20 protein-coding genes and 1 pseudogene are annotated in these 24,105 nt (G+C 70.8%); 12 read left to right on the top strand and 9 right to left on the bottom strand.

Annotation, left to right across the window (positions count from 1 at the left end; genetic code table 11):
- Positions 1 to 6: 6 nt before the first annotated feature.
- The 7 genes and pseudogenes from ACWD04_RS13225 to ACWD04_RS13195 form a co-directional block, all read left to right on the top strand.
- A pseudogene (locus ACWD04_RS13225) lies at positions 7 to 1,053 on the top strand (pectate lyase family protein); the annotation flags it as partial.
- A gap of 71 nt (positions 1,054 to 1,124) precedes the next feature.
- Positions 1,125 to 2,459 carry an ABC transporter substrate-binding protein gene (locus ACWD04_RS13220; RefSeq protein ID WP_451131231.1) on the top strand — a complete coding sequence of 445 codons (1,335 nt, stop codon included), beginning with the start codon at positions 1,125 to 1,127 and terminating at the stop codon, positions 2,457 to 2,459.
- 132 nt (positions 2,460 to 2,591) lie between these two features.
- Complete coding sequence (locus tag ACWD04_RS13215) at positions 2,592 to 3,422, top strand: rhamnogalacturonan acetylesterase (RefSeq protein ID WP_451131229.1); 831 nt, start codon at positions 2,592 to 2,594, stop codon at positions 3,420 to 3,422.
- A 64-nt stretch (positions 3,423 to 3,486) separates the two neighbouring features.
- Positions 3,487 to 4,815 (top strand): pectate lyase family protein, encoded by a 1,329-nt coding sequence (locus ACWD04_RS13210; protein ID WP_451131227.1) that lies wholly within the window; start codon positions 3,487 to 3,489, stop codon positions 4,813 to 4,815.
- Positions 4,816 to 4,907: 92 nt separating this feature from the next.
- A complete protein-coding gene (locus ACWD04_RS13205) occupies positions 4,908 to 6,011 on the top strand; it encodes a pectinesterase family protein (RefSeq protein WP_451131225.1) in 1,104 nt (367 codons plus the stop codon).
- Positions 6,008 to 7,129: a dienelactone hydrolase family protein gene (locus ACWD04_RS13200; protein WP_451131223.1), complete on the top strand. Its 1,122-nt coding sequence runs from the start codon at positions 6,008 to 6,010 to the stop codon at positions 7,127 to 7,129. The genes ACWD04_RS13205 and ACWD04_RS13200 overlap by 4 nt, the downstream gene beginning before the upstream one ends.
- Positions 7,130 to 7,178: 49 nt before the next feature.
- Entirely contained in the window at positions 7,179 to 7,922 is a 744-nt protein-coding gene (locus tag ACWD04_RS13195) for a VOC family protein (RefSeq protein WP_451131221.1), read from the top strand.
- A gap of 145 nt (positions 7,923 to 8,067) precedes the next feature.
- Here ACWD04_RS13195 and ACWD04_RS13190 read toward each other — a convergent pair whose 3' ends face one another.
- Positions 8,068 to 8,646 carry a snapalysin family zinc-dependent metalloprotease gene (locus ACWD04_RS13190; protein ID WP_451131219.1) on the bottom strand — a complete coding sequence of 193 codons (579 nt, stop codon included), beginning with the start codon at positions 8,644 to 8,646 and terminating at the stop codon, positions 8,068 to 8,070.
- A gap of 377 nt (positions 8,647 to 9,023) precedes the next feature.
- On the opposite strand from ACWD04_RS13190, the gene ACWD04_RS13185 reads away from it, so the two are divergent.
- The gene (locus ACWD04_RS13185; RefSeq protein ID WP_451131217.1) at positions 9,024 to 9,782 is read left to right on the top strand and encodes a siderophore-interacting protein; all 759 of its coding nucleotides are present in this window, start codon (positions 9,024 to 9,026) and stop codon (positions 9,780 to 9,782) included.
- A 246-nt stretch (positions 9,783 to 10,028) separates the two neighbouring features.
- Here ACWD04_RS13185 and ACWD04_RS13180 read toward each other — a convergent pair whose 3' ends face one another.
- From ACWD04_RS13180 to ACWD04_RS13160, 5 genes are all read right to left on the bottom strand, one after another.
- Positions 10,029 to 10,634: a GOLPH3/VPS74 family protein gene (locus ACWD04_RS13180; protein WP_451131215.1), complete on the bottom strand. Its 606-nt coding sequence runs from the start codon at positions 10,632 to 10,634 to the stop codon at positions 10,029 to 10,031.
- Between the two features lie 781 nt (positions 10,635 to 11,415).
- A complete protein-coding gene (locus tag ACWD04_RS13175; RefSeq protein ID WP_451131213.1) occupies positions 11,416 to 12,135 on the bottom strand; it encodes a hypothetical protein in 720 nt (239 codons plus the stop codon).
- Positions 12,135 to 12,707 (bottom strand): SigE family RNA polymerase sigma factor, encoded by a 573-nt coding sequence (locus tag ACWD04_RS13170; protein ID WP_451131211.1) that lies wholly within the window; start codon positions 12,705 to 12,707, stop codon positions 12,135 to 12,137. Before ACWD04_RS13170 ends, ACWD04_RS13175 begins: the two co-directional genes overlap by 1 nt.
- Positions 12,708 to 12,936: 229 nt before the next feature.
- Positions 12,937 to 14,388, bottom strand: a complete 1,452-nt coding sequence (locus ACWD04_RS13165) for a peptidoglycan D,D-transpeptidase FtsI family protein (RefSeq protein WP_451131209.1) — start codon at positions 14,386 to 14,388, stop codon at positions 12,937 to 12,939.
- A 133-nt stretch (positions 14,389 to 14,521) separates the two neighbouring features.
- Positions 14,522 to 15,292 carry an IclR family transcriptional regulator gene (locus ACWD04_RS13160; RefSeq protein WP_451131207.1) on the bottom strand — a complete coding sequence of 257 codons (771 nt, stop codon included), beginning with the start codon at positions 15,290 to 15,292 and terminating at the stop codon, positions 14,522 to 14,524.
- Between the two features lie 154 nt (positions 15,293 to 15,446).
- Between ACWD04_RS13160 and ACWD04_RS13155 the strand changes: the two genes are divergently transcribed.
- Together ACWD04_RS13155 and ACWD04_RS13150 are read left to right on the top strand one after the other, a co-directional pair.
- Entirely contained in the window at positions 15,447 to 16,967 is a 1,521-nt protein-coding gene (locus ACWD04_RS13155) for an aldehyde dehydrogenase (NADP(+)) (RefSeq protein ID WP_451131205.1), read from the top strand.
- Positions 16,964 to 17,578 (top strand): DUF1349 domain-containing protein, encoded by a 615-nt coding sequence (locus tag ACWD04_RS13150; RefSeq protein WP_451131203.1) that lies wholly within the window; start codon positions 16,964 to 16,966, stop codon positions 17,576 to 17,578. The genes ACWD04_RS13155 and ACWD04_RS13150 overlap by 4 nt, the downstream gene beginning before the upstream one ends.
- A 112-nt stretch (positions 17,579 to 17,690) precedes the next feature.
- Here ACWD04_RS13150 and ACWD04_RS13145 read toward each other — a convergent pair whose 3' ends face one another.
- The 3 genes from ACWD04_RS13145 to ACWD04_RS13135 form a co-directional block, all read right to left on the bottom strand.
- The gene (locus ACWD04_RS13145) at positions 17,691 to 18,263 is read right to left on the bottom strand and encodes a dihydrofolate reductase family protein (protein ID WP_451131201.1); all 573 of its coding nucleotides are present in this window, start codon (positions 18,261 to 18,263) and stop codon (positions 17,691 to 17,693) included.
- Between the two features lie 228 nt (positions 18,264 to 18,491).
- Entirely contained in the window at positions 18,492 to 19,169 is a 678-nt protein-coding gene (locus ACWD04_RS13140) for a hypothetical protein (RefSeq protein WP_451131199.1), read from the bottom strand.
- 10 nt (positions 19,170 to 19,179) lie between these two features.
- Positions 19,180 to 20,409, bottom strand: a complete 1,230-nt coding sequence (locus ACWD04_RS13135) for a 2-isopropylmalate synthase (RefSeq protein ID WP_451131197.1) — start codon at positions 20,407 to 20,409, stop codon at positions 19,180 to 19,182.
- Positions 20,410 to 21,747: 1,338 nt separating this feature from the next.
- Between ACWD04_RS13135 and ACWD04_RS13130 the strand changes: the two genes are divergently transcribed.
- Together ACWD04_RS13130 and ACWD04_RS13125 are read left to right on the top strand one after the other, a co-directional pair.
- A complete protein-coding gene (locus ACWD04_RS13130; RefSeq protein WP_451131195.1) occupies positions 21,748 to 22,485 on the top strand; it encodes a DsbA family oxidoreductase in 738 nt (245 codons plus the stop codon).
- 70 nt (positions 22,486 to 22,555) lie between these two features.
- On the top strand, positions 22,556 to 23,617 hold the full coding sequence (locus tag ACWD04_RS13125) for an aminotransferase class V-fold PLP-dependent enzyme (protein WP_451131193.1): 1,062 nt from the start codon (positions 22,556 to 22,558) through the stop codon (positions 23,615 to 23,617).
- The last annotated feature ends 488 nt before the right edge of the window (positions 23,618 to 24,105 follow it).

Raw genomic sequence — 24,105 nt, 5'->3', positions numbered from 1 at the left:
GCCGCAATGACGCACCTCCGTACCGAGCGCACCAGAGCGAGAACACTGTTCACGGCGATCGCCCTCGCGGCCGCCTTTCTCCTGCCCACCACCCCCGGCGGGGCATCGGCCGCCACCGGGACGCAGCCCGCCGCACACCACGACGGCGGCCGGCCCGGCACACCGCACGGCTTCGCCTCGCTGGCCGGCGGCACCACCGGGGGCCGTGGCGGTGAGGTGGTCACCGTCACCGACCAGGCGGGTCTGGAGAAGTACGCCGGCGCGGAGGAGCCCTACGTCATCCGGGTGGCCGGCTCCATCGCCGTCGAACCCTTCGGCGCCGACATCGACGTCGCGTCGGACAAGACCATCGTCGGCACGGGCGACACGGGGGAGATCGTCCACGGCGAACTCCATCTGAACCCGGGCACCAGCAACGTCATCATCCGTAACCTCACCATCCGCGATTCCTACGTCGAGGGTGACTGGGAGGGGAAGACCACCGACTTCGACGCGATCCAGATGGACTCGGCCGACCACGTCTGGATCGACCACAACCGGCTGACGCACATGGGCGACGGGCTGCTCGACATCCGCAAGGACAGCCAGTACATCACCGTGTCGTACAACCACTTCGACAACCACAACAAGGCGCTCGGCATCGGCTGGACCGAGAACGTCACCACACAGATCACGATCGACCACAACTGGTTCAGCGGCACCAAGCAGCGCAACCCGTCCGCCGACAACTGCGCCTACGCCCACCTCTACAACAACTACCTCTCCGCACAGGTCGTGGACGGGGACCCGCTGTGGACGTACGGGAACTGGGCGCGCGGCGCCACGAAGATGGTCATCGAGAACAGCTACTACCGGGACGTCCAGCACCCCTACCAGGCCGACGCGACGGCCGAGCTGGTCCAGCGCGGATCGATCCTGGAGAACACCACGGGCCGTACCGACGCCTGGGGCACCGCGTTCGAGCCGCGTGACTTCTACCCCTACACGCTGGACCGCGCGGCCGACGTACCGAAGCTCGTGACCCGGAACGCGGGTCCGCAGAAGTACATCGGTGCCGTGCCGCACGGCACACACCACTGACCTCCCCCCACGCACGCGTACAGATGCGAGAGAGAAGAGCCGACATGAACATCTCAAAGACGCTCCGGGGGCGTACCGCGACCGCGGTGTCCCTCACCGCGGTCCTGGCACTTGCGGCCACCGGCTGTGGCGACGACGGCAGCAGCGCAGGCACGGAGGGCAGCGGGAAGGGCGAGATCACCTTCTGGGACAACAACGGCGGCCCGCGCACCGCCATCTGGACCGAGATCATCAAGGACTTCGAGAAGAAGAACCCGGACATCAAGGTCAAGTACGTCCCGATCCCGATCGCGGACGTCCAGTCCAAGTACGACACGGCGATCGCGGGCGGCGGCCTGCCCGACGTGGGCGGCGTCGGCACCGCGTACCTGGCCAACATCGTGTCCCAGGAGGCCCTGGAGCCGATCAGTGACCGGCTGGAGAAGTCGCAGCTGAAAGGCAAGCTCGTCGAGAGCATGGTCGAGAGCGTCAGAGCCGCGGCCGGCCGTGGCGACGACATGTACACCGTGCCGACCTCCGCGAACAACGGTGCGCTCTGGTACCGCACCGACCTGTTCGACGCGGCGGGGCTGGAGGCGCCCACCACCTGGCCCAAGTTCTACGAGGCCGCCGACAAGCTCACCGACGCGAAGAACAACAAGTTCGGGTACACGATCCGCGGCGGCGCCGGCTCCATCGCACAGGCCCTGGACGCGATCTACGGGCAGACCGGTATCACGGAGTTCTGGGACGGCGAGAAGACGACCCTGAACGACCCGAAGAACGTCGCGGCGCTGGAGAAGTACGCGGCCCTCTTCAAGAAGACGACGCCGGCCGCCGACGTCAACAACGACTTCACGAAGATGGTCGCCCAGTGGGACACGGGCACCATCGGGATGCTCAGCCACAACCTCGGCTCCTACCAGGACCACCTGAAAGCGCTGGGCGAGGACAAGTTCGCCGGGATACCCGCGCCCATCGGGGAGGGCGGCACACGCGTCCAGGTCTCCAACCCCGTCGACGGAATCGGCCTGTTCCGGTCCAGCAAGAACAAGAACGCGGCCTGGAAGTTCATCGAGTTCGCGGCCTCGCACGAGTCCAACAGCAAGTGGAACAAGTCCGCGGGTGCCATCCCGGCCAACGCCGAAGCGGCCAAGGACCCGTGGATCAACGAGACCGAGCCCACCGCGCTCGCCGCGAAGGCCCTCACCGACGGCTCCACCAAGATCGTCGACCTGCCGTACTACCTGCCCGACTGGAACAACATCAGCAAGGCCGACAACGAGCCGGAGTTCCAGAAGCTGCTCCTCGGCAAGGTCACGGCCAAGGACTTCCTGGACAAGATGGCCGAAGAGCTGAACGCCTCCCAGAAGGAATGGAAGGAACTGGGCAACGGCTGACGCCGGTCACCTCACCTCCCCAGCCCCACCCCCGTTGACCGGGGGACCGGCGGCGGTCCGGGTCGCACCCCGCCGCCGGTCCCTCTTCTGCGCACCACCTCACGTTTGTCCTCCGAGAGAGGCAGTCATCCTGTGTCACTCACCCGTAGACAGACGGCAGCCGCGCTCCTGGCGCTGCCCCTCGCCCTCAGCGCCACCCCCGCACTCGCACACGGCGGCGGGGGCGGCTCCCGGTCCCGGTCCCGGACACTCCACATCGCGGGCGACTCCACAGCGGCGCAGAAGTACGCCGCCGCCGCACCCGAGACCGGCTGGGGCATGGCCCTGCCCTTCTTCCTCGGCCGTACGCTCACCGTCGTCAACCACGCGGTGAACGGCCGGAGTTCGAAGAGCTTCATCGACGAGGGCCGTCTCACCGTCCTCCTGGACGGTGTCCGCCCGGGCGATGTCGTCCTCATCCAGTTCGGGCACAACGACGAGAAGACCGAGGATCCCGCGCGCGGCACCGACCCGTACACCACCTACCAGGAATATCTGCGCCAGTACCTCAAGGGTGCCCGCGACCGGCACGCGGAACCCGTGCTGATCACCCCGGTCGAGCGCCGCCGCTTCGCCGAGGACGGCACCGCGAAGCCCACCCACGGGGAGTACCCCGCCGCGATGCGCGCCCTGGCAGCCGAGGAGGGCGTGACCCTGCTCGACGTCCAGGCACTCTCCCTCGCCCGCTGGCAGGAGCTCGGCCCGGACGGGACCGAGGCGTACTTCAACTGGCTGGAGCCCGGCGAGTCGCCGAACTACCCAGAGGGCAAGCAGGACAACACCCACTTCCGGCCCGACGGCGCCGTCGACGTGGCCAGGACGGCCGCCCGCGCACTGCTGGACGAGCGCGTGCTCGCCCCGCGCGACGTGCGCCGCCTCGACGAGCCGGTGCCCGGGGCGTGGATCACCTGGCCGCAGGCCTGAACCGCACCCGCCCTGTCTTTCCCCTTTTCCCGCTTTTCCCGCGAACGACAGTTAAGGATCCGCCATGCCCGCACGCATGAGACATGTCCGTGCCATCGCCGTGGTGACGGGCTGTGCCTCGCTGGCCCTCGCCGTGACCCTGCCCGCCCAGGCGGCCTCCCACCACCGCAAGGGAATCGAACGCGCAGTGCTGCCGTCGGGCGACGGCTGGGCCGCCGCCGAGGGCTCCACCACGGGCGGGGCCGAGGCCACCCCCGACCACGTCTACACCGTGAGCAACCGGGCCGAACTCATCGCCGCTTTCGAGGAGGCGGGGGACGCGCCGAAGATCGTCAGGATCGACGGCACCGTCCACGGCAACTCCGACGCCGCCGGCACCCCGATCGACTGCGAGGCGTACCAGCAGGACGGCTACACCCTGGAGAAGTACCTCGCCGCCTACGACCCGGCCGTATGGGGCACGGACGAGGTCCCGGCGGGCCCGCTGGAGGACGCCCGCGCCGCGTCCGCGAAGCTGCAGGCGGCCGCGGTCAACGTGAACGTCCCGTCCAACACCACGCTCGTCGGCGTCGGCAAGGACGCCACGGTCATCGGTGCCGGCCTCCAGGTGAAGAACGTCTCCAACGTCATCGTCCGCAACATCTCGTTCGAGGACACCTACGACTGCTTCCCGCAGTGGGACCCCACCGACGGTGACAACGGCGCCTGGAACTCCGAGTACGACAACCTCGTCGTCTACGGATCCAGCCATGTCTGGGTCGACCACAACACCTTCAGTGACGGCGGCCGCCCCGACGCCGACCAGCCCCACTACTTCGGGAACGTGTACCAGCAGCACGACGGCCTCTTCGACATCGTGCGCGGCGCCGACCTCGTCACCGTGTCGTGGAACGTCCTCAAGGACCACGACAAGACCATGCTCATCGGCAACAGCGACGGCGCCGGGGCGAGCGACCGGGGCAAGCTCCGCGTGACGCTGCACCACAACCTCTTCCAAAACGTGAAGGAGCGCGCGCCGCGCGTCCGCTTCGGCCAGGTCGATTCGTACAACAACCACTTCGTCGCCACCGAGGGCGCCGCCTACGGCTACACCTACGGCATCGGCGCCGAGTCCAAGCTCGTCGCGGAGCACAACGCCTTCACCGTGCCCGCCGGTTTCGACAAGGCGACCATCCTCAAGAAGTGGTCCGAGTCCTCCCTCACGGCGGAGAACAACTACGTCAACGGGCGGAAGACCGACCTGATCGCCGTGCACAACGCCGGCGTGCCCGCCGAGCAGCTCACCGAGGGCGCCGGCTGGACCCCGACGCTCCGCACGAAGACCGACAGCCCGCGCGCCGTCCCCCGCCTGGTGGACCACAAGGCGGGAGCCGGCAAGGCCCCCGGCTGCTGAGGACATCCGAACCGGCCGGAGCGGCACCGCACGCTCTCCATCACCCCGGAGAGCGCCGCTCCGGCCCACCACCCCGCAGAAGGAGTACCGCCATGCCCAGCAGACGCAGTGCGCTGACCCTGCTCGCGGGTGCGGGCGCCGCCCTCGCACTCGGCACACCCACCGCACACGCCAGGCCCGCACACCCCCTCCCCTTCGGCCGCTACGGTTCGCCGTCCCGGCGGCTCAACGCCCTGACGCTGTACGTCGACCCGTACGGCAGGGGCGACCACAGCGACGTACAGTCCGCCGTCGACGCGGCATCCGGCACCGGCCACACCCTGGTGCTCGCCCCCGGCACCTACCGGGGCGCGGTCCTGGTCACCGCCGCCCGGGCGGAGCTCACACTGATCGGCGCGAGCGGCGACCCCCGCGACACCGTCATCGTCCACGACAACGCCGCCGGTACGCCCAAGCCCGACGGCTCCGGTACCCACGGCACCAGCGGCTCGGCCACCGTCACCGTCCAGGCCGCCGGTTTCACCGCCCGCGACGTGACCTTCGCCAACGACTGGCTGCGCTCCGACAATCCGGAGTACACCGGCACCCAAGCCGTCGCGATCAAGGTGCAGGGTGACCGGTCGGCGTTCTACGGCTGCCGCTTCCTCGGCCACCAGGACACCCTGTACGCCGACTCCCTCGCCCTCACCGCCTTCGCCCGCCAGTACTACCGCGACTGCTACGTCGAGGGGGACGTGGACTTCGTCTTCGGCCGCGCCACCGCCGTCTACGACCGCTGCCACTTCCGCACCCTGACCCGCACCGACCTGGCCTCGGCCCCGTACGGCTTCGTCTTCGCACCCAGCACCGCGGGAGCCAACCCGCGCGGCTACCTGGTCCTGCGCTCCCGGGTCACCAGCACCGCCCCCGACGCGTACTACAAGCTGGCCCGCCCCTGGGTGCCCTCCTCGGACCTCACCGCCCACCCGATGCTCACCGTCCGCGACAGCCACCTCGGCGCGGGCATCGACGCGGTCACGCCGTACGGCACGATGTCCTCGGGCTTCCCCTGGCAGGACCAGCGATTCGCCGAGTACCGCAACACCGGCCCCGGCGCGCGCATCACCGTCCCCGCCGACCGTCCGCAGCTGACGGCGTCCGAGGCCCGAGCGCACACCCCGGCCGGCAGTCTGGGCGACTGGCGCCCTTACGCATGACCCTGGGCATCACCCGAGGCGTGCTCCCCGCTTTCTACGAGCGGCTCAGGGACGAACTCGCCTTCCCGCTCTCCTGGGAGAGGTCCGCGACCCGTGACTTCCCGGCCTGGCGCGCCGAGGCGCGCGCCGTGGTCGGGAAGTCGCTGCTCCAGCCGCAGGCCCCCGGCCCCGAGCCCTTCGACCCGGTGACCGTCGACGAGTGCCCCGTGGACCGGTACACCGCGCGCACCGTGGAGTTCGCCCTCACTCGCTACGGGCGGGCCCGGGGCTCCCTGCTGGTGCCGCACGGGGCGGGGCCCTTTCCCGCAGTGCTGATCCTGCACGACCACGGGGCCGAGTTCACCATCGGACGCGAGAAGGCCGTACGGCCCCGGTCGGCCCCTGACCGTCTCGCACGTGCCACCGCGTGGGCCCGGCGGCACTACGACGGCCGGTTCACCGGCGACGAACTGGCCGCCCGCGGCTACGCCGTACTCGCGGTGGACACCCTGGGCTGGGGCGACAGAGGCCCGCTCGCCTACGAGGACCAGCAGGCCCTGGCCGCCAACCTCCTCCAGCTGGGCACGTCCCCGGCCGGCCTCGCCGCCCACGAGGACATCCGGGCCGCGGCCTTCCTCGCCTCGCTGCCCGAGGTGGACGCACGGCGTGTCGGCGCGCTGGGTTTCTCCATGGGCGCCTACCGCGCTTGGCAGCTGTCCGCCCTGTCCGACGACATCAGGGCAGCTGCGGCCGTCTGCTGGATGACGGGACTCAAGGAGATGATGGTCCCGGGCAACAACGCGCTGCGCGGCCAGTCCGCGTACTTCATGCTCCACCCCGGGCTGCACCGCCATCTCGACATCCCGGACGTGGCCTCACTCGCCGCCCCGAAGCCCGCGCTCTTCCACGCTGGCGGCCGGGACCACCTCTTCACGGCGGCCGGAGTGGAGACGGCGTACGCGAAGCTGCGCGCGGTCTGGGAGTCGCAGGGAGCGGGCGACCGGCTCACCACCAAGGTGTGGCCGGACATCGGCCATGCCTTCACGGCCGCCATGCAGGACGAGGTGTACGCCTGGCTGGACACATGGCTCGCCCGGAAATCGACACGGCCCGCAGTCGACCGGCCGGCCGCCTCGTAGCGTTACACGCAGAGAGCCCGCTCACCCGCGGGCACGTAGGATCGCAGGCATGGCACTGCGACCTGTTCAGGTGAACATAAAGGCTCTGGACGACTCGGTGGTCGGCCGGTTCTGGGCGCAGGCGCTCGGCTGGGGAGTCTCCAGCGAGGGGCCGGGCGTGACCAACGTCGAACCTGGCGGCGGCTTTGTCTGGCCGGACCCGGTAGCCGTCTGCATCGACGTCGTTACCGTCCCGGAACCCAAGGCAGCGCCGAAGAACCGTGTGCACCTCGATCTCGCCACCACCTCTGCGGCCCATCAGGCGGAGTTGGTCGCGCGTCTCCAGGCTCTCGGCGCGACGCCCGCCGACGTGGGCCAGGGCGACGTGCCGTGGACGGTCCTCGCCGACCCGGAGGGCAACGAGTTCTGCGTGCTGGAGCCGCGGGAGATCTACCGGGACACCGGTCCGATCGCCGTGGTGGTGGCCGACTGCGTGGATCCGCGGGCCATGGCCCGGTTCTGGGGTGAGGCGACGGACTGGAGCCTGCACGAGGTGACTGACGATCATGCGGTGCTGCGCTCCGCCGAGGGTGTCGGCCCTTATCTCGAGTTCCTCCGCACGCCGGGCGTGAAGACCGTGCCGGACCGCGTCCATCTTGATCTGCTGCCGTACGCCGGTGATGAACAGGACGCGGAGGTGGCCCGGTTGCGGGCCCTCGGCGCCACCGACCTCGACCTCGGCCAGGGCGACGTCCCGTGGAGGTGCCTGGCCGACCCGGAGGGCCACGAGTTCTGTGTCCTGGGCCCGGCCTGACGCGAAGCCTCAACGGCACCCGGCACGACGCGCGCGGCCGAGGCCCGGAGTCCGATCGCAGAGGACCCGGTGAACAGCCTGCGTGCGCGAGGTGCCCGACCGTGCAGAGCGCGTCGGGCGCCTCGCGCGGTGGTCGTCCTGCCGGCTAGGGCGCGTCCACCAGAGTGCGGCCGTCGGCTGGAATGAGCGAGGCCAGGCCGTTGGCGTAGGCGTACTCGACGCGGGCTTGTTCGGTCGCGTTCGGGACCGCGTTCCTGCAACTGGTGCCTGCGCTTGATCCTGACATCAGCTGGGAGCACGGGCCGGGCTTGGTGTCGGGCAGGCCCAAACTGTGCCCGATCTCGTGGGCGGCGATGCGGGTCTTGTCATGGCCCTGAGATACCGCCTGGCTGCCGAGTTCGACACGCACCTGGCCGCCCGGGCGCACCGGGCCGAGTGTCGCCTGCGGCCAGCCGCTGGTGGCGACGATCTGGATCTCGGCCCGGACGCCGGACGTGGCTTCGACCAGCCTGACGTTGCTGACGTTCTGGTTCCACGACGCGACTCCGGCGGTGATCGCCGCTTCCCAGCCGCCTGCTCGGCTGTCGTCGTAGTGGATCACTACCGCTGCCGCGTTCTTCGCCGCGGCCGGCTCCGGTACGGGCGCGGCGTGCGCTGCGGTTGCCGCGGCCAGGGTGACCGCGGCGGCGGTGCCGGCTGCCTTCAGCCATAAGGAGAACGGCATTGCTGTCCCTTCACTGGTGGGGACTCGGCTCAGCTCGGAACCGAGAGCGGGGGGAGGGCTGCATCAGCGGGGTGGCCGGTCGCAGGTTCTCCCGGGCAGGTCTATGCCCTTCCTCCCGCACTTATCATGCCCCTGTCATGAAAGAGGGCCGGAAAAGAACGTTGGGCGGACCGCGTCCGCGATCTGCTTCGGGCCGGCCTCTCCCTGGTGTCCGCCGCGTCGGAGATGCCACGCATTCAGTGGCTGTGGCTGCGGTGTGGCACTCGAGCACCGGTGCAAGTAAGTTAAACCTAACCTAATAACGGTGTCCCGTGTTCAGGAGTGGTTCTTCGATGTCGCCATCGCTCGCAGCCCGTCAAGTGCCACCGCAGCGGCCCATGTTCGTGCGTGTCGCCGGGGTGCGCCGACTCACGGCGCGCATGGTCCGGATCACGCTGGCCGGGGACGAGGTGGGCGACTTCCACTACGCCGGCCCCGACCACCTGGTGCGGCTGTTCCTCCCGGTCAGCGATGACCTGCAGCTGCCGACCAGTTCCGACTGGTGGACCGAACTGCAGGCGATGCCGGCGGAGCGGCGCCCTGTCGTCCGCAACTACACGGTTCGCCGGATCGATCACGCTCGCCGTCGGCTCGACGTCGACTTCGCGCTGCACGGGGACAGCGGTCCGGCGTCGGCCTGGGCCGGCGCGGCCGAACCGGGCGACCGGATCGGCATCCTCAGCGACGGTGCCCGGTACCAGGCCGGAGACGCCGACTGGCAACTGCTGATCGGCGACGAGACGGCTCTGCCCGCGATCGCCTCCATGCTCGAAGGCGCCCGCACCCCGGTGCACACATTGCTCGAAGTCAAGGACGCGCAGGACGTGCTGGACCTGGCTGGTGAGGCGACCTGGCTGTACCGCTCGGGCTCGCACGGTTCCCGGACGGTGGAGGCGCTGCGCACCCTGCGCTTCCCGCCCGGCACGCCGTACGTCTGGATAGCCGGCGAGTCCACCCTGGCCACGTCGGTGCGGCGTTACCTGGTGAACGAGCGAGGTATCGACAAGCAGCAGATCTACTTCTGCGGTTACTGGCGCGGTACGGCCTCCACCGCCCGAGCGGCGGCCGAAACGGAACGGGAGCCGGCGCACGCCTGACGGCTGCTGCGCGGACTCCCGGGCTGCTGCGCACGTGGCCTGCCCGGGCCGTGGCTGACCATCAGCCGCGCACGTCGCCGGGGTCAGCCGTCGGGGGCGTCGCTCGGGCTGTCCGGGCGGTGTGGCCCAGGCGGGAGCGGGTGTCGGCAGGGCCCCGACCGGAGCCGGTCCGTCGATACTTCACGGGCCCCGCCCACGGCCGGGCGATAGCTCACCCCTGCCGTCGGCGTCGGTCGCGGGCCCGGCTCACGGGCCGCGCCAGAGGTTGGCGAACGCCGCGTTCTCGACGGTCCGCCTCTGGCGCACGGCCTCCAGCTCCATCACCGCGTCGTGGACGGCGGCCACCACGGTCGTCACCGCCTCGTCGTCGAGGCCGGGCTCGTCGTCGGGTGGCCCGCCGTCGATACCCACGACCGAGGCGAGGGCGGCCAGGACGGGTTCCTTCTCCTCCCAGCGATCGGCTGCCCGGCGGCGGTTGGGCGTATCGACCGGTTCCACGCGTTCCGAGCCGAAGGCCAACAGGCCGCTCCGCTTCCGCGTCAGCTCACCGTCCTCCTCCGACGCGGCCTGGTACCCGGCCGCGAGGTCTTGGCCCCGGCGCCACAGCCAGTCCTCGATCCGTTCGTTAGGCGGTTGGCGAGTGAGCCGTGCCGCAGCCTCGCCGAGAAGCCGATCGTCCGGCGTCAGCGGCCCGCCCGGCACGATACGGTCGCCGTCCACGGTGATGGCCCCCGCACCGATGAGATCGATCAGCTCGGCCCCCGCGAGTGCGAGCGACAGGTCACCCTGTCCCACGGCAGGCTCCAGGCTCGGGTCCATGGTGATGATGAACAGGTCTTTCGCCGTGGTCATGAACGGCTCCCCTCGGAGACTCCGGCAAAGGTGCGGCCCCCGGCCCGGCCCGGATCCGGAGCCGGTTCGACGCCGAGGCGAGTGTCACGATCAGTATCGCCTCCGCCCTGGCGGCCGAACCCCTGTGGTGACCGGCGTGGAGGTATTCACCCGTTCTGCGTCTTCGCCACGCCCGTCGTCTGCTCGTGGAGCCGCCCCGGGTCCGGTCTCAAGGAACGGAGTCGCGTGCCGGCCCGTCCCACCGAATCCAGCCGGGACGACCGCCACCCCGGCAACTGCCCGGCACCCGATCCCGGAGGACCGATCCGCGCACACGAACCGGAAGGGCGCGCCTCGACCTCCCCAGATCTCGGCGCGCCCTCACACTCCTGCCCAGGAGTGATCGCCGTGGTCCCTGCCCCGCGTCCCTCGCGCGGCCCGTGCCCAACCGGCGAACAACCGGTCAGAAGGTCACATGATCCGCGGGACAGGCCCCTAGTCGTAGCTGAGGTCCGACGCGGTGTAGCGGCAGTACGTGCCGTCCGGACCGCTGCCTTGGTGGCCAGAGCGGCGCCGGTGAGACCCAGGGCCGCGGTCAGGGCGGCGGCCATACGGCGCTTGCCGGGCCTGCGCCGGTGCGTGTGCGCTCGTTCGCTCATGCTGTTCGGTCCCGTTTCCTAGGGGGTGGGGGCAGTGTGTTGCGCTCAGGGGTCGCCACCGCCGGAAAAAGGGTTGCCGTGTTCCGGGTCTTTTTCCGCACCGGTCGTATCTGCCTTCGTCTCGAGCGTCACACGCCCTGCGCTCAGTGAGTCTCCGTGAAGTCGCCGCCCACCGACGTCTGTCCACCCGCGGCGCCCGCACGGGCCGTGTAGTCGTCCCGGCCGGTGTCACGGGTGCCCGAAGCGTGGTTGTACTGCCCCGCGAAGGTGTGCGTACCGGTCGGCACGCTCCGTCCCGCCTTGAGGGTCCAGCGGTAGACGAGGAAGCCGTCCTCCTCTCGCGCCGACGCCGCGAAGTCGCGCTCCGGCAGGGAGCGCCAGGAACCGGTGGTGTTCACCCCGCCGTTCAGCGCGATCCGGAGCTCGACGCTGAGCGAGGACAGCGGCCGGCCCGTCTTGACCGTCACTTCGCTCTGCGCCCAGTAGCCGTTGCTGTTCGGGTTCAGTGAACCGTCCGACCACAGTGGTCCCCTCCCGGCGGGCAGCGCGCCGCCGCGGTCCGGGGACGGCGGTGTACTGCCTGCCGAGGAGGGCGCCGCCGGTTCGACGGCCACCCGCCGCCCGCCCGCCGGCTCGTCCTGACCCGCCGAGGTTACCGCGAACGCGCCGGCCGTCAGCACTCCGCACACCGCCGCCGTCGTGCCGGCGACACGCAGCCAGGGCATCGGCGCGCGAGGGGCGTGCGCGGGACGGGCCGGCGGTTCCTCCGCCATGCCGCGCTCGATCCGGGCCAGCATCCGTGCCCGGTCGGGGCGGTGCGACGCGGCGGCCGTGCGCAGCCGCTCCCGCAGGTCCTCGTCCATCAGTGCCTTCCTCCGGTGCGCTGCCCGGCGGCCGCCACCTGTACCTGTGCCGCCGGGGTCCGGGGCCCGAGCAGCCGCTGGAGTTCCGCCACACCGCGCGAGGTCTGGCTCTTCACCGTACCCACCGACACCCCGAGGACCAGAGCGGTGTCCCGTTCGGACAGGTCGAAGGCGTGCCGCAGCACCACGCACGCGCGCTTGCGGAACGGCAGCCGGCGCAGAGCCTCTTGGACATCCACCACGGCCGGCACGTCGGGCCCGTCCGCCGCGTAGCCGTCCCCGGCCCCCCGGGGCGCCCAGAACAGCGCGATTCGGCGGCGCTCACGCACCGCGCTGCGGATGCGCGTACGCGCCAGGTTGGCCACGACGCCCCTCGCGTAGGCCGCCGGATGGTCGGCGCCCCTGACCCGGTCCCAGCGGTGCCAGAGCGCCATGAGCGCGTCGGCGGCCAGATCGTCCGCGGCGTCGGCCTCGCCCGTCAGCAGGCGCGCGAGGCGGGCGAGTTCGGCGTAGTGCGCCTCGAAGAACGCATGGAACTCGGCGGCAGCAGCATCGTCCAGGACTGTGCCCACGGGTACCTCTCCTCTGCACGGGATCCCTGCACGCTCGAACGAGTTGTGTACGTTCCCAGCCCCGCTCGCGGGGCGAGAGCGTACCAATGCGTACCCGGGAGCGCTTCGACGCGTGTGAGCCTCCCAGTAAGGCGTAACACGGCGAGAACCTGAAGCCCCGTGCGTCAGGTGGACGAGATCCGGGCGCACCTCCGCGTCGTGGCCTCACGACGCGGAGGTGCGCCCGGACTCATCCCTTCAGGGCCGCCTTCATCATCTTCTGCGCGATCGGCGCGGCCAGGCCGTTGCCGCTGACCTCGGAGCGGGCCGCCCCGGAGTCCTCGACGACCACCGCGACCGCGACCTGCCTGCCGGTGGAGTCGTCCTTCGCGTACGAGGTGAACCAGGCGTACGGGGTGTTGCTGTTGTCCACGCCGTTCTGCGCGGTTCCCGTTTTGCCGCCCACCTCGGCACCGTCGATCTGCGCGTTGCTGCCCGTCCCCTCCTCCACGACGGTGACCATCGCGCTGCGCAGCTGCTCGGCCGTCGATTCCTTCACGACCCGCTCGCTGTCGCCGTCCGGGTACTCCTGCAGCGTGGAGCCGTCGGCGTCGGTCACCTTCGAGACCATGTGCGGGGCGGCCAGCTCGCCGCCGTCGGAGAGGGCGGCCGAGACCATGGCCATCTGCATCGGGGTCGCGGTCACCTCGAACTGCCCGATCCCGGTCAGCGCTGTTCGGGCCTTGTCCATGCCGGTCGGGTAGACGCTCTCCGACGCCCGCACGGGCACGTCCAGCTTCTCCGTGTCGAAACCGAAGGCATCCGCCATCGCCTTCAGCTTGTTTTGGCCGAGATCGGCCGCCAGCTTCGCGAAGACGTTGTTGCAGGAGTACTGGAGCGCGGTGCGCAGCGTGGCGTTCTCGCAGGGTGCCGAAGCGTTCTCGTTCGACAGGACCGTGCTCGTGTCCGGCAGGGTGTAGGGGTCGGGGCTGTCCGTGGGCTCGTCGACCGAGCCGTACAGGCCGTTCTCCAGTGCCGCCGAGGCCACCACCAGCTTGAAGGTGGAGCCGGGCGGCAGCGGCTGCCGCAGCGCCCGGTTGACCAGAGGCTTGGTCTTGTCATCGAGCAGCTTCTGCCAGGCGTCGCCGTCCGCCGTCCCGCTGATGCCGGAGGGGTCGTACGAGGGCGAGGAGACCATCCCCAGGATCCGCCCGGTCTCCGGGTCCATCGCGACCGCCGCGCCCCGGTCGTCCCCGAGTGCCTCGAAGGCCGCTTTCTGCACGTCCGGGTCGATGGTCGTCAGCACATCGCCCGGAGCCGTCTGCTTGCCGGTGATCACATCGGCGGGGTTCTTGAGCCGGTCGTCGGTGCCGTCGAGGACATCGCTGTAGATGCCTTCGAGCTGGGTGGCGCCGTAGGCCTGCGAGCTGTAACCGGTGACCGCCGCGTACAGCTCGCCCTGGGTGTAGGTGCGTTTGTAGCGGAGGTCGTCGCCGTCCGTCTCCTTCGAACCGGTGACCGGGGAGCCGGCCACGATGATGTCGCCGAGCGGCTGCGCGTACTGCGCGATCGTGTTCCGCCGGTTGTGTTCGTCGTCTGCGAGCGCCCGGGCCTCGTACGCCTGCACCCAGGTCGCCCGCACCAGCAGGGCGAGAACCATCAGCAGACAGAAGACCGAAGCGCGCCTGATTGTCTTGTTCATCCCGCGGGAGGGACGAACGGGGGCGCCGGGTACGTTCCCGTTCGTGTTCCTTCTCACCGGTTTCTCAGGTGCGCCACCTCCGGCGCTCCGGGCGGGGCATGACCCGGACCGCTCGGCGTGACGTGCCCGGTGCTCAGAGCCTGCGGGTCGCCAGGGTGAGCCGGTCGCGGGCGTCGAACAGGGCGTCCTTGACCATCTGCTCGTGCGCCGGCGTGAGCCGCGCGACCGGCACCGAGCAGCTGATCGCGTCGCGCGAGGGCGTGCGGTACGGGACGGCTACGCCGAAGCAGCGCAGCCCCAGCGTGTTCTCCTCGCGGTCCACCGCGTATCCCTGCTCGCGGATGAGGTGCAGCTCCTCGATCAGCTTCTCGCGGTCGGTGAGGGTGTGCTCCGTCAGCGCCGGCAGCGTCTCGGGCAGCATCTTGCGGACCTGCTCGTCGCTGTGGGTCGCCAGCAGCGCCTTGCCGAGCGAGGTGGAGTGCGCGGGCAGCCGGCGGCCGACGCGGGTGAAGGGGCGCAGATAGTGCTGGGACTGGCGGGTGGCGAGGTACACCACGTTCGTCCCGTCCAGCCGGGCCAGGTGGATGGTCTCCGTGGTGTCGTCGGAGAGCCGGTCCAGGGCGGGCCGGGCGGCGGCGACGACCTCGTCGCCGTCGATGTACGAGGTGCCCACCAGCAGGGCGCGTACGCCGATGCCGTACCGGGTGCCCGTGGCGTCGGTCTCCACCCAGCCGAGCTCCACCAGCGTGCGCAGCAGCATGTAGAGGCTGGACTTGGGGTAGCCGACGGCCTCCTGCACGGCAGCCAGCGAGTGCATACCGGGGCGCCCCGCGAAGTATTCGAGCAGTTCCACCGTCCGTACAGCGGACTTGACCTGTGCCCCACCGGACTCGCCTACCGACATGCCTTATGCCCCTTCCAGCCTTCTTGTACGACCCTGCGACTTCTTGCCAACACGGAACGCCCGGAAATAGAGTTCCTGTGTATTCACGTTCAGGAACGCTGTTCAGAATACCGAACAACTTCTCCTGTGTGGCAGTGGAACGGAAGGAAACACGGTGGCAGCAGCACCAGTCTGGAGCGTCGACCCCCGAACGGGGAACCCGCGTGAGCAGGTTGCGGTGGAGGCTACAGCGGAGGAGGTCGACCGTGCGGTCCGGGCGGCGCACGCCGTTCGCGGAGCGCTGGCCGACCGCGCCGTACGCGCCGCGTTCTTGCGCACCGCGGCCGACCTGCTCGCCGAGGCCAAGGAACACGTCATCGAGGCGGCCGACGCGGAGACCGCGCTCGGCCCGGCCCGGCTGACCGGAGAGCTCGCCCGCACGGCCGCGCAGCTGCGGGCCTTCGCGGAGGTCGTCGACGAGGGCGCCTACCTCGACATTCACATCGACCACGAGGACGGCACCCGGACCCCGCCCTGGCCGGACCTGCGCCGCTACAAGATCCCGCTCGGTGTCGTCGCCGTCTACGCCGCCAGCAACTTCCCGCTCGCCTTCTCCGTTCCCGGCGGCGACACCGCGAGCGCGCTCGCCGCGGGCTGCCCGGTCGTCGTCAAGGCGCACCCGGACCACCCGGCGACCTCGGAGATCTGCGCCTCGCTCCTGCGCAGGGCCGCGGCGCAGCACGGTCTGCCGGAAGACGTCCTGACCGTGGTCCACGGCTTCGAGGCGGGCGTCGAGCTGGTGAAGCACCCGCTCGTCTCCGCCGCCGGTTTCACCGGCTCGATCCGTGGGGGCCGGGCCCTGTTCGACGCCGCGGCCGCCCGGCCCACCCCCATCCCCTTCCACGGCGAGCTCGGTTCGCTCAACCCCGTGGTCGTCACCGAGGCGGCGGCAGCCGAGCGCGGTGAGCAGATCGGTGCCGGGCTCGGTGGCTCGATGACCATGGGTGCCGGACAGTTCTGCACCAAGCCCGGCTTCGTGTTCGCCCCGACCGGCGAGGCGGGCGACCAGTTGCTGAAGTCGCTGACCGAGACGGTGAGCGGTACGGGCGCCGGGGTCATGCTCGACCACCGGATGCGCGATGCCTTCGTCCAGGGAGTGGCCGAACGTGCCGCGCTCCCGGACGTGGAGGCCCCGGTCACCCCGGGCGCGGGCGGCGACCACACGGTCTCCGCGGGCTTCCTCACCGTACCGGCGCAGCGGCTGGCCCAGGAGGGGCCGCACGACGCGCTCCTGGAGGAGTGCTTCGGCCCGGTCACCGTCGTCGCGCGCTACGACTCCGCCGACGAGATCACCGCCGTGCTGTCCCGCCTGCCGGGGAACCTCACCGCCACCCTCCAGATCGCCACGGAGGAGGCCGACGGCAGCGCCGCCGGACTGCTGGCCGAGCTCACCCCGGTGGCCGGACGCGTCCTGGTCAACGGCTGGCCGACCGGTGTCGCCGTCGCCCCCGCCCAGCACCACGGCGGCCCCTACCCGGCCACCACCTCCACCTCCACCTCGGTCGGCGCCACCGCGATCGAGCGCTGGCTGCGCCCGGTCAGCTACCAGTCGACCCCCGAGGCGCTGCTGCCGCCGGAGCTCCGCGAGGAGAACCCGCAGAACCTGCCGCGCCGGGTGGACGGGCGCCACGCGTGACGGCGGTACGGCTGCCCGAGCTCCCCTTCGCCCTGGAACCCTTCGGGCCCGAGGGGGAATGGGCGTACGAGGGCGGTGTGCTGACCGGCTCGGCAGGTGCCGAGCAGGACCGTTTCGTGCCGCCGGGCGCTGACGCCCTGGAGCCCGCGAGCGACGCGCCGCGCCTGCTCGGGGCGGCGCCGGAGGGCGACTTCCAGCTGATCGCCCGGGTACGCGTCGGATTCGCCGCCGCCTTCGACGCGGGCGTGCTCTACCTCCACGTCGGAGAGCGGGAGTGGGCGAAGCTCTGCCTGGAGCTCTCCCCGGAACGCCCCACGGTCTGCACCGTGGTCACCCGGGGCCAGTCCGACGACGTGAACTCCGCCGTCGTGGAGGGCGACAGCTGCTGGCTGCGGCTCAGCCGCACCGGTGGTGCCTTCGCCTTCCACGCCTCGATGGACGGCGAGCGGTGGACCTTCGTCCGGCTGTTCACCCTCGGCACGGAGCAGGAGCGGGCGGCCGCCCGTATCGGCTTCCTCGTCCAGTCGCCGACGGGCGACGGCTGCACGGCGGCGTTCGACCGGATCGCCTTCCGGCCCACCGGCCCCGGGGATCTGCGCGACGGCAGCTGACGTCACCGCACGCGCACAGCCGGAGGCCCCGGATCCGAGAGGATTTCGGGCCCTCCGGCCTGTCCGGGACCCTGCAGGCGCGGGCGGCGCGCTGTCCCGCGTGGCGGAGCCTTCAGCGGACGACGTCGAAGACGTTCTTCTGCAGGCCGTTGGCGTAGGCCTCGTACTCGACGAGCTTCAGCTTCTGGGTGTCCTTGTCCGTGGTGCTGAAGAGGCGCTTGCCCGCGCCGAGCAGGAGCGGGAAGACGAGCAGGTGGTAGCGGTCGATCAGGCCGGCGTCCGAGAGGTTCCGGCTCAGGGTGGCGCTGCCGTGGACGATGATCGGGCCGCCCTCGGTCTCCTTCAGCGCGGCGACCCCGTCGAGCGAGCGCAGGATCGTGGTCTCACCCCACTCCGGCACCAGGTCGTCGTCGGTGAGTGTGGTGGAGACGACGTACTTCGGCATGGCCTTGTAACCGGCGAAGTCCTCCATACCGGGCCACACCGGGCTGAACGCCTCGTAGCTGACCCTGCCCATCAGCATCGCCGAGGCCTCCTCCTGCTCCCTGCCCTTGATCTCGAAGGCCTCGGGGAGGAACTCCACGCCGTTGACGGTCCATCCGGAGTTCCGGTAGCCGGGCTCGCCACCCGGGGCCTCCACGACACCGTCGAGCGAGACGAAGGCGGTGCTGATCAGAGTACGCATCTGAAGTTCCTCGGTATCCCGTGTCTGGTTCCCAGCGGATCGGACCGGTGGACATGGCGGGCGCGTCGCGGCCGTCGTGCACCATCCATGATCTTCGACTGCCGGTGACGCGGAAACCATCGGTCCCGCACTACCTCCCCGGCCGGGGGGCGTCCCGAAGCCCGTGCGGACCCGACGGCCGTTCCGGCGGTGTCCGGTGGCCGCCGTCCGCGGGCCGTGCCCGTTCGGTCACCGGAGCCCGTAGGCGGCGCGCAGGTGGTCCTGGTAGCCGCCGGCATGCGGGTACATCCGGTCCTGTGCGCCGTTGCGGTGCAGATCGACGGAGCCGTCGGAGTGCAGGCGCACGGTGGTGGTGGCCGCGCGTGGTGCCCCTTCCCGCTCCTCGCCGGTGCCGGGGAGCGAGGCGGGGTCCAGGACGGGGATGTCGCCGGGGAACATCGCCCGGGCGGCGGACGCGGTGGCAGCCGGCGGGTGCCCGGTGCGGTTGGCACTGCTGACGTAGAGGACCGGATGATCCTCCAGCACCGGGAGGAGGGGCGCCCAGCGAGCGCCGAACAGCAGCGTCCACCCGTCCTTGGCCGCCGGACCCATCCAGTCGGGCAGCGGGTGGTCCTCCCGCAGCGGAGCGAGCAGGGTCACCCGCTCCTCGGTCAGCAGGCGCCGGGCCGCGGCGGCCGGCTCAGGGCCGAGAGCGAGTGCGTCGATGACGGTCCCGGCGGTTCGGGGGTGGTGGATCCACAGGGCGACGGCCTGGTCGGCGGGCCGCCCCTTGGCGAGGTTGACGGCGTGCGGGGTGGTGGCGGCGACGACGTAGGTCAGCGGTGCGGGGTTGGGAAGCACCACTGCTCGCCGGCTGGACAGGGCCTGGCGGACGTGGTCGGCGCCGACGGTCGGACTGCTGGTCATGTCGTCCCTTTCAGGAGGCGGAGACGAGGCCGTCGAGGAAGCCGGCGAACTCGTCCTCGTCCACCAGGGCGCGGCCCTGCTGGTAGGCGCGGGTCTTGACCCACTGCGCCGCAGCCTTGGTCTGTTCCCTGTCCAGATCCCGTCCGAGCCGTGCGGCGACCGCTGTGATCACCCGGGCGCTGGCAAGGTGGGTGAGCAGGATGCGCGGTTCGATGCCCAGCAGTTCACGGGGGTCGTAGGGCTGGAACAGCTGCGGGTGGACGAACGGTGTGCCGGTGGAGATGGTACCCACCCCGCTCCCGACGATCGGCGTGGTCACGCTCAGCGGCACATCGGTCTCCTGCGACACCATGCGCGCGATCTCGGGCAGACGGGTCAGGTCGGGGGCGGTCCACCAGGGCGAGGCCTGCTCACCCAGCAGTTCCTTGGCGCGGTCGGGCCGGTAGGCCAGCAGGAACAGCAGCTGTTCGGTGGCGACCAGACCACTGCGCTCGGCGATGCCCAGCCATGAGCTGGAGACCACGCGGATACCGGCCCGCAGGGCCTGCAGTGTGTTGGCCAGGCCCAGCCCGAGGTCGTTGTGCAGGTGGGAGGCGAACACCACGTCCTGGCCGGCCTGGCTCCGTACGGCGGTGAACATCGCCTCTGCTTCGGCGGGCAGCTGGTCGCCGACGGTGTCCGCCAGCACCACGACACCGGCACCCGCATCGGTCATCCGCGCGGCGTAGTCGGCCATCAGGGCGTGGTCGGCGCGCGAGGCGTCGGCCAGGCAGACGTCCACGACGACCGAGTCGTCCATCTCACGGGCGCCCCTGACCAGGTCCACACCCGCGGCCAGAGCTTCGGCGGCGGGACGGTGGGTCATCACCTGCGCCATCGCCTCCGAGGCCGGCACGATCACCATGATCCGGGCGTGCGCCGTGCCCTTGACCGAGGCCAGGGCCTGCCGCACGTCCTGGGCCGTTCCCCGGCACACAGCGGACACGCTCACCGTGCCCTCGGCCTCGACGGCGACCTGCCGGACCGCCTCGAACTCCTCGGCGCACACCGCCGGGAACCCGGCAGCGAAGACCACGTGCCGCGGCCCGTCCTCGCCGAACATCTTTCCCTGCTCGCGCGCCAGGCGGACCCGGAAGCCGGCCGACATCAGGGTTTTCGCCTGGGCGCCGTCACGTGCGGACTCCTCCCACACGACGACCCGGTCAGCCAGCGCGGATTCCCGCACCACATCAATTGCCATGTTCCGATCCTTCGGTAGACGAGTTGTTTGGCGTACAGCCGTTCGAGTGGGTCCCCGTCGCGCCCGGAGAGCGGGTGTACGCCCGTTCTCCGGTGCGGCATGACGGTGTGAGGTGTCGAACGGACTGATGCGTGACGACGTGGTCCGTCACCGGTCACTGCCCGGGCGCCCGATGACGGACGTTGCGCGAAAGGGTTTGCGTACCGACCGGATCGCCGCCGGCGGAATTCCGGTTCGTCCGTCGATTGCCGAAGGCGGGTGACGGACGAACGGCGGCGAAGCGGATGGTGAGCCGCTGCGTGCGGTGAGCGCGAAGAACTCGTGTGCCTCACTGAAAAGCTTCGGTTTCGGCCTTCAGTAGGTGCGCACCTGTAATGAGGGGAAACGTTTCTTCACCGCATCTGCCGTTCTGTGCAACTCAATCGAAACGCCCGGTCAACCGGAATGCTCCGGCGAGCGGAAGCTCATGTTCCGGTCCGTCACTGAAGGTTGCACCAGCTGTGACCGTCCGTCAACCCCCGTCTTGAGCGAGGCATTTGTTCGCGGGCTCGGTATGGGGGAGCGGCTCACGCCCCTCGTTTCCCATCTGCGGGCAGGCTGAATACAGGAGTTGGCGCCGGGTCTTTCCTGATGCCGTGCCGGTGCGCCGAGGTGGGCATGCGGGCGGTCTTCCGGCTGCCCCTGGCAAGGAGTGATTCAGATTTTTCGGAATCCGTTCGCGTATCGGACCGGTGTGCTTCATTCCCCCCGATGTGGGGGTTGCACGGCTTGCCGCGGGCTGTTTCGAGAGCAATGGCCATTTCTCCCCGGCTGATGGCCGTCGCCTTATCCGGCGCTGTCAGCGTGGCCTCCCCCACTGCTCCGCTGACGCCGGGAATCGCAGGCCGCACGTCGCGGTGACCACGGCGGCCTGCGATTCCCGGAGCGTGCCTCGCGAGGAAAGAGGAGGAACACGCGCGGAGGCAGCCGGACCGCCACCCCCGGAACAATCGTCTCCGAGGCTGCCCGGGACGGCCGGGGGCACGGCACGGCGGACGGGCCGGACCTCGCGACCCGCTTGGTCGCCCGGGAGTTCGTCCGGCCGCTGTGGCAGGACGGCGAGCTGGTCCTCGCCGCCATGCCCGCGGTGGGCGGCACGCTGGTCCCGTTCGAGGTGCCCGCCCCCCTTCCGGCCGCTCGGGCCGCTGAGCGGCCGGCTGACCTGTACGGCATCACGCCGGACGGGTCCGCCCGGGTCTCCCGGCGGGCGCCGGGAATCAGCCGCTTCTTCCGTACGTTGAAGCGGCGGCGGAGGCTCCCTCCGTGCCGGTCACAGCAGAGCTGGAGAGTAGAAGAGTCATGCGCGTCGAGATATGGAGCGACATCGCCTGCCCGTGGTGCTATGTCGGAAAAGCGCGGTTCGAGAAGGCGCTGGCCGGCTTTGACCACCGTGACGAGGTCGAGGTGGTCCACCGCTCCTTCGAGCTCGACCCCGGCCGTGCCAAGGGCGACATCGAGCAGGTCATCGACATGCTGGCGCAGAAGTACGGGCGCACTCCCGAAGAGGCCCGCGGCATGGAGGCCAACGTCGCGGCGAACGCGCAGGCCGAGGGGCTCGGCTACCGCACCGAGGGGCGCGACCACGGCAACACCTTCGACATCCACCGGCTGCTCCACCTCGCCAAGGCGCGCGGACGCCAGGAAGAGCTGCTGACCCTCGTCCACCGGGCGAATTTCGCCGAGGAGCGCTCGGTCTTCGACGATGCGGTGCTGGCCGGCCTGGCCGTCGAGGCGGGACTGGACGCCGATGAGGCGCGTGCGGTGCTGGCCGACCCCGAGGCGTACGCCGACGACGTCCGGGCCGATGAGCGTGAGGCCGCCGAGCTGGGCGCCAACGCCGTACCGTTCTTCGTGCTCGACCGGCGCTACGGCATCTCCGGTGGGCAGCCCGCGGAGGTCTTCACCCAGGCCCTGAAACAGGCGTGGAAGGACCGAGAGGTCCCCGGCCTGACCCAGGTCGGAGGGGACGCGGCGGCCTGCGATGCGGACGGGGCCTGCGAAGTTCCCCGAACCGACCCGTCCGACCAGCGCGTATAAGGACTTCTTGGGCGCGCCGCTCAAACATACGTGATTGACGCGAGGTTGAGCGGCCGTCAGGCTGTTCCGCATGGAGACTTCTGCGATCGACCAGGCCAGGGCCACCGAATTCGCATCCGAGACCACCTATCTCAACACCTCCACCTGCGGGTTGCTGCCCCGTCGCGCACTCGACGCCGTCAAGAAGCTCGCCGACGAGAGCGCCGTGGGCGTCCGGGGCGGCGCGGGGAGCTTCGACTCGGTCGACGCCGCCCGCGCCGGGTTCGCCCGGATTGCCGGTGTCACGCCCGCACGGGTCGCCGTCGGCGGCTCCGTCGCCGCCCATGTGGGTATCGTCGCGGCCTCCCTCCCGTCGGGCGCCGAAGTCCTCGCGCCGATCGGGGAGTTCAGCTCGGTGGTCAGCCCCTTCGCGGTGCGCGGGGACCTGCGGATGCGCTACGTCCCGCTGACCGAACTGGCCGACGCCGTACGGCCCGGGACCGCGCTCGTCGCCTTCTCGGCCGTCCAGTCCGCCGACGGCCGGGTCGCCGACCTGGACGCGGTCCGTGCGGCCGCGGCCGCGCACGGGGCCCGGACGATGCTCGACGCCAGCCAGTCGGCCGGATGGCTGCCGTTGGACGCCGGAGCGTACGACTACACCGTCACCGGCGGATACAAGTTCCTGATGTGCCCACGGGGCTCGTCGTTCCTGACCGTGACCGAGGCGGCGCAGGAGACCCTGCCGACGCTCTACGCGGGCTGGTTCGCGGCCGAGGACCGCTGGAACAGTACGTACGGGCCGGTCGAGAAGCTCGCCGCCGACGCCCGGCGATTCGACGAACCGATCGCGTTCCTCGCCTATCACGGGGCCGAGCAGTCCCTGGACCTGCTGGCCGAGGTCGGGGTGGACGCGGTGTACGCCCATGCCACCGGGCTCGCCGCCCGCTTCCGGGAAGGGCTGGCGTCGATCGGGCACGAGGCGGTGCCCGGCACCTCCGCGATCGTCGCCGTACCCGGCTTGGGGGGCCGGGAGCCCGACCTGGCGGCGGCCGGAGTGATCGTATCGGCCCGGGCGGGAAACTTGAGGGCGGCCTTCCACCTGTACAACACCGAGGCCGATGTCGACCGCGCGTTGGACGCGGTGTCCCTCTAGGCCGTGCGCGCCTGGGTCCGCCGGGCCTGCGGGCGATGCGGCGGGCCGCGTTCGGGCGCTCAGGTCGTGCATTGCTTCGTGGCCGCGGAAGACCAGCCGCTCCAGGCGGCTCCGTGCTCGCTACCCAACCCGCCCCTTCGTCACCCGGAGGAAGTCGGACGCCGCCCACCGTGCGTCATGCCGGCCTCCGGCGACGTGGGGACGCGATGGCATCACCTGTCAGCGGTGCCGCATACGGTCTGACGCATGGTTGACCAGAGGCCCCCTCGCCATCGGTACGAGGCTTCGCGGCCTGGGAGCCCGTGCTGCGGCTTCTGCTGGACGGCGACACGGAGGGCCCGCTGCCCGGTCCGTCCGCGTCGCGGGACGCGTCGGCCGGCAGGGCTGCAGTCTGCCCCGGCGGCGGGGACGGTTGTCGTCGGCGGACACGAATGGCGAGTCTCTCCGGACGCCGGGGGCGTCCCATCCGCCTTGTCGGCCGTAGCCGC

The organism is Streptomyces sp. NPDC002911 (genome assembly GCF_053591835.1).
The sequence above is the reverse complement of the archived record's forward strand: the minus strand, read 5'-3'. Positions and strand labels throughout refer to the sequence as shown.

Coding starts and splice junctions, on each gene's coding strand:
- ACWD04_RS13205 (WP_451131225.1), top strand. CDS start 4,908: ATGCCCAGCAGACGCAGTGCGCTGACCCTGCTCGCGGGTGCGGGCGCC.
- ACWD04_RS13200 (WP_451131223.1), top strand. CDS start 6,008: ATGACCCTGGGCATCACCCGAGGCGTGCTCCCCGCTTTCTACGAGCGG.
- ACWD04_RS13135 (WP_451131197.1), bottom strand. CDS start 20,409: ATGGCAATTGATGTGGTGCGGGAATCCGCGCTGGCTGACCGGGTCGTC.
- ACWD04_RS13130 (WP_451131195.1), top strand. CDS start 21,748: ATGCGCGTCGAGATATGGAGCGACATCGCCTGCCCGTGGTGCTATGTC.
- ACWD04_RS13160 (WP_451131207.1), bottom strand. CDS start 15,292: ATGTCGGTAGGCGAGTCCGGTGGGGCACAGGTCAAGTCCGCTGTACGG.
- ACWD04_RS13165 (WP_451131209.1), bottom strand. CDS start 14,388: ATGAACAAGACAATCAGGCGCGCTTCGGTCTTCTGTCTGCTGATGGTT.
- ACWD04_RS13195 (WP_451131221.1), top strand. CDS start 7,179: ATGGCACTGCGACCTGTTCAGGTGAACATAAAGGCTCTGGACGACTCG.
- ACWD04_RS13175 (WP_451131213.1), bottom strand. CDS start 12,135: ATGGACGAGGACCTGCGGGAGCGGCTGCGCACGGCCGCCGCGTCGCAC.
- ACWD04_RS13125 (WP_451131193.1), top strand. CDS start 22,556: ATGGAGACTTCTGCGATCGACCAGGCCAGGGCCACCGAATTCGCATCC.
- ACWD04_RS13220 (WP_451131231.1), top strand. CDS start 1,125: ATGAACATCTCAAAGACGCTCCGGGGGCGTACCGCGACCGCGGTGTCC.
- ACWD04_RS13185 (WP_451131217.1), top strand. CDS start 9,024: ATGTTCGTGCGTGTCGCCGGGGTGCGCCGACTCACGGCGCGCATGGTC.
- ACWD04_RS13210 (WP_451131227.1), top strand. CDS start 3,487: ATGCCCGCACGCATGAGACATGTCCGTGCCATCGCCGTGGTGACGGGC.
- ACWD04_RS13190 (WP_451131219.1), bottom strand. CDS start 8,646: ATGCCGTTCTCCTTATGGCTGAAGGCAGCCGGCACCGCCGCCGCGGTC.
- ACWD04_RS13145 (WP_451131201.1), bottom strand. CDS start 18,263: ATGCGTACTCTGATCAGCACCGCCTTCGTCTCGCTCGACGGTGTCGTG.
- ACWD04_RS13180 (WP_451131215.1), bottom strand. CDS start 10,634: ATGACCACGGCGAAAGACCTGTTCATCATCACCATGGACCCGAGCCTG.
- ACWD04_RS13140 (WP_451131199.1), bottom strand. CDS start 19,169: ATGACCAGCAGTCCGACCGTCGGCGCCGACCACGTCCGCCAGGCCCTG.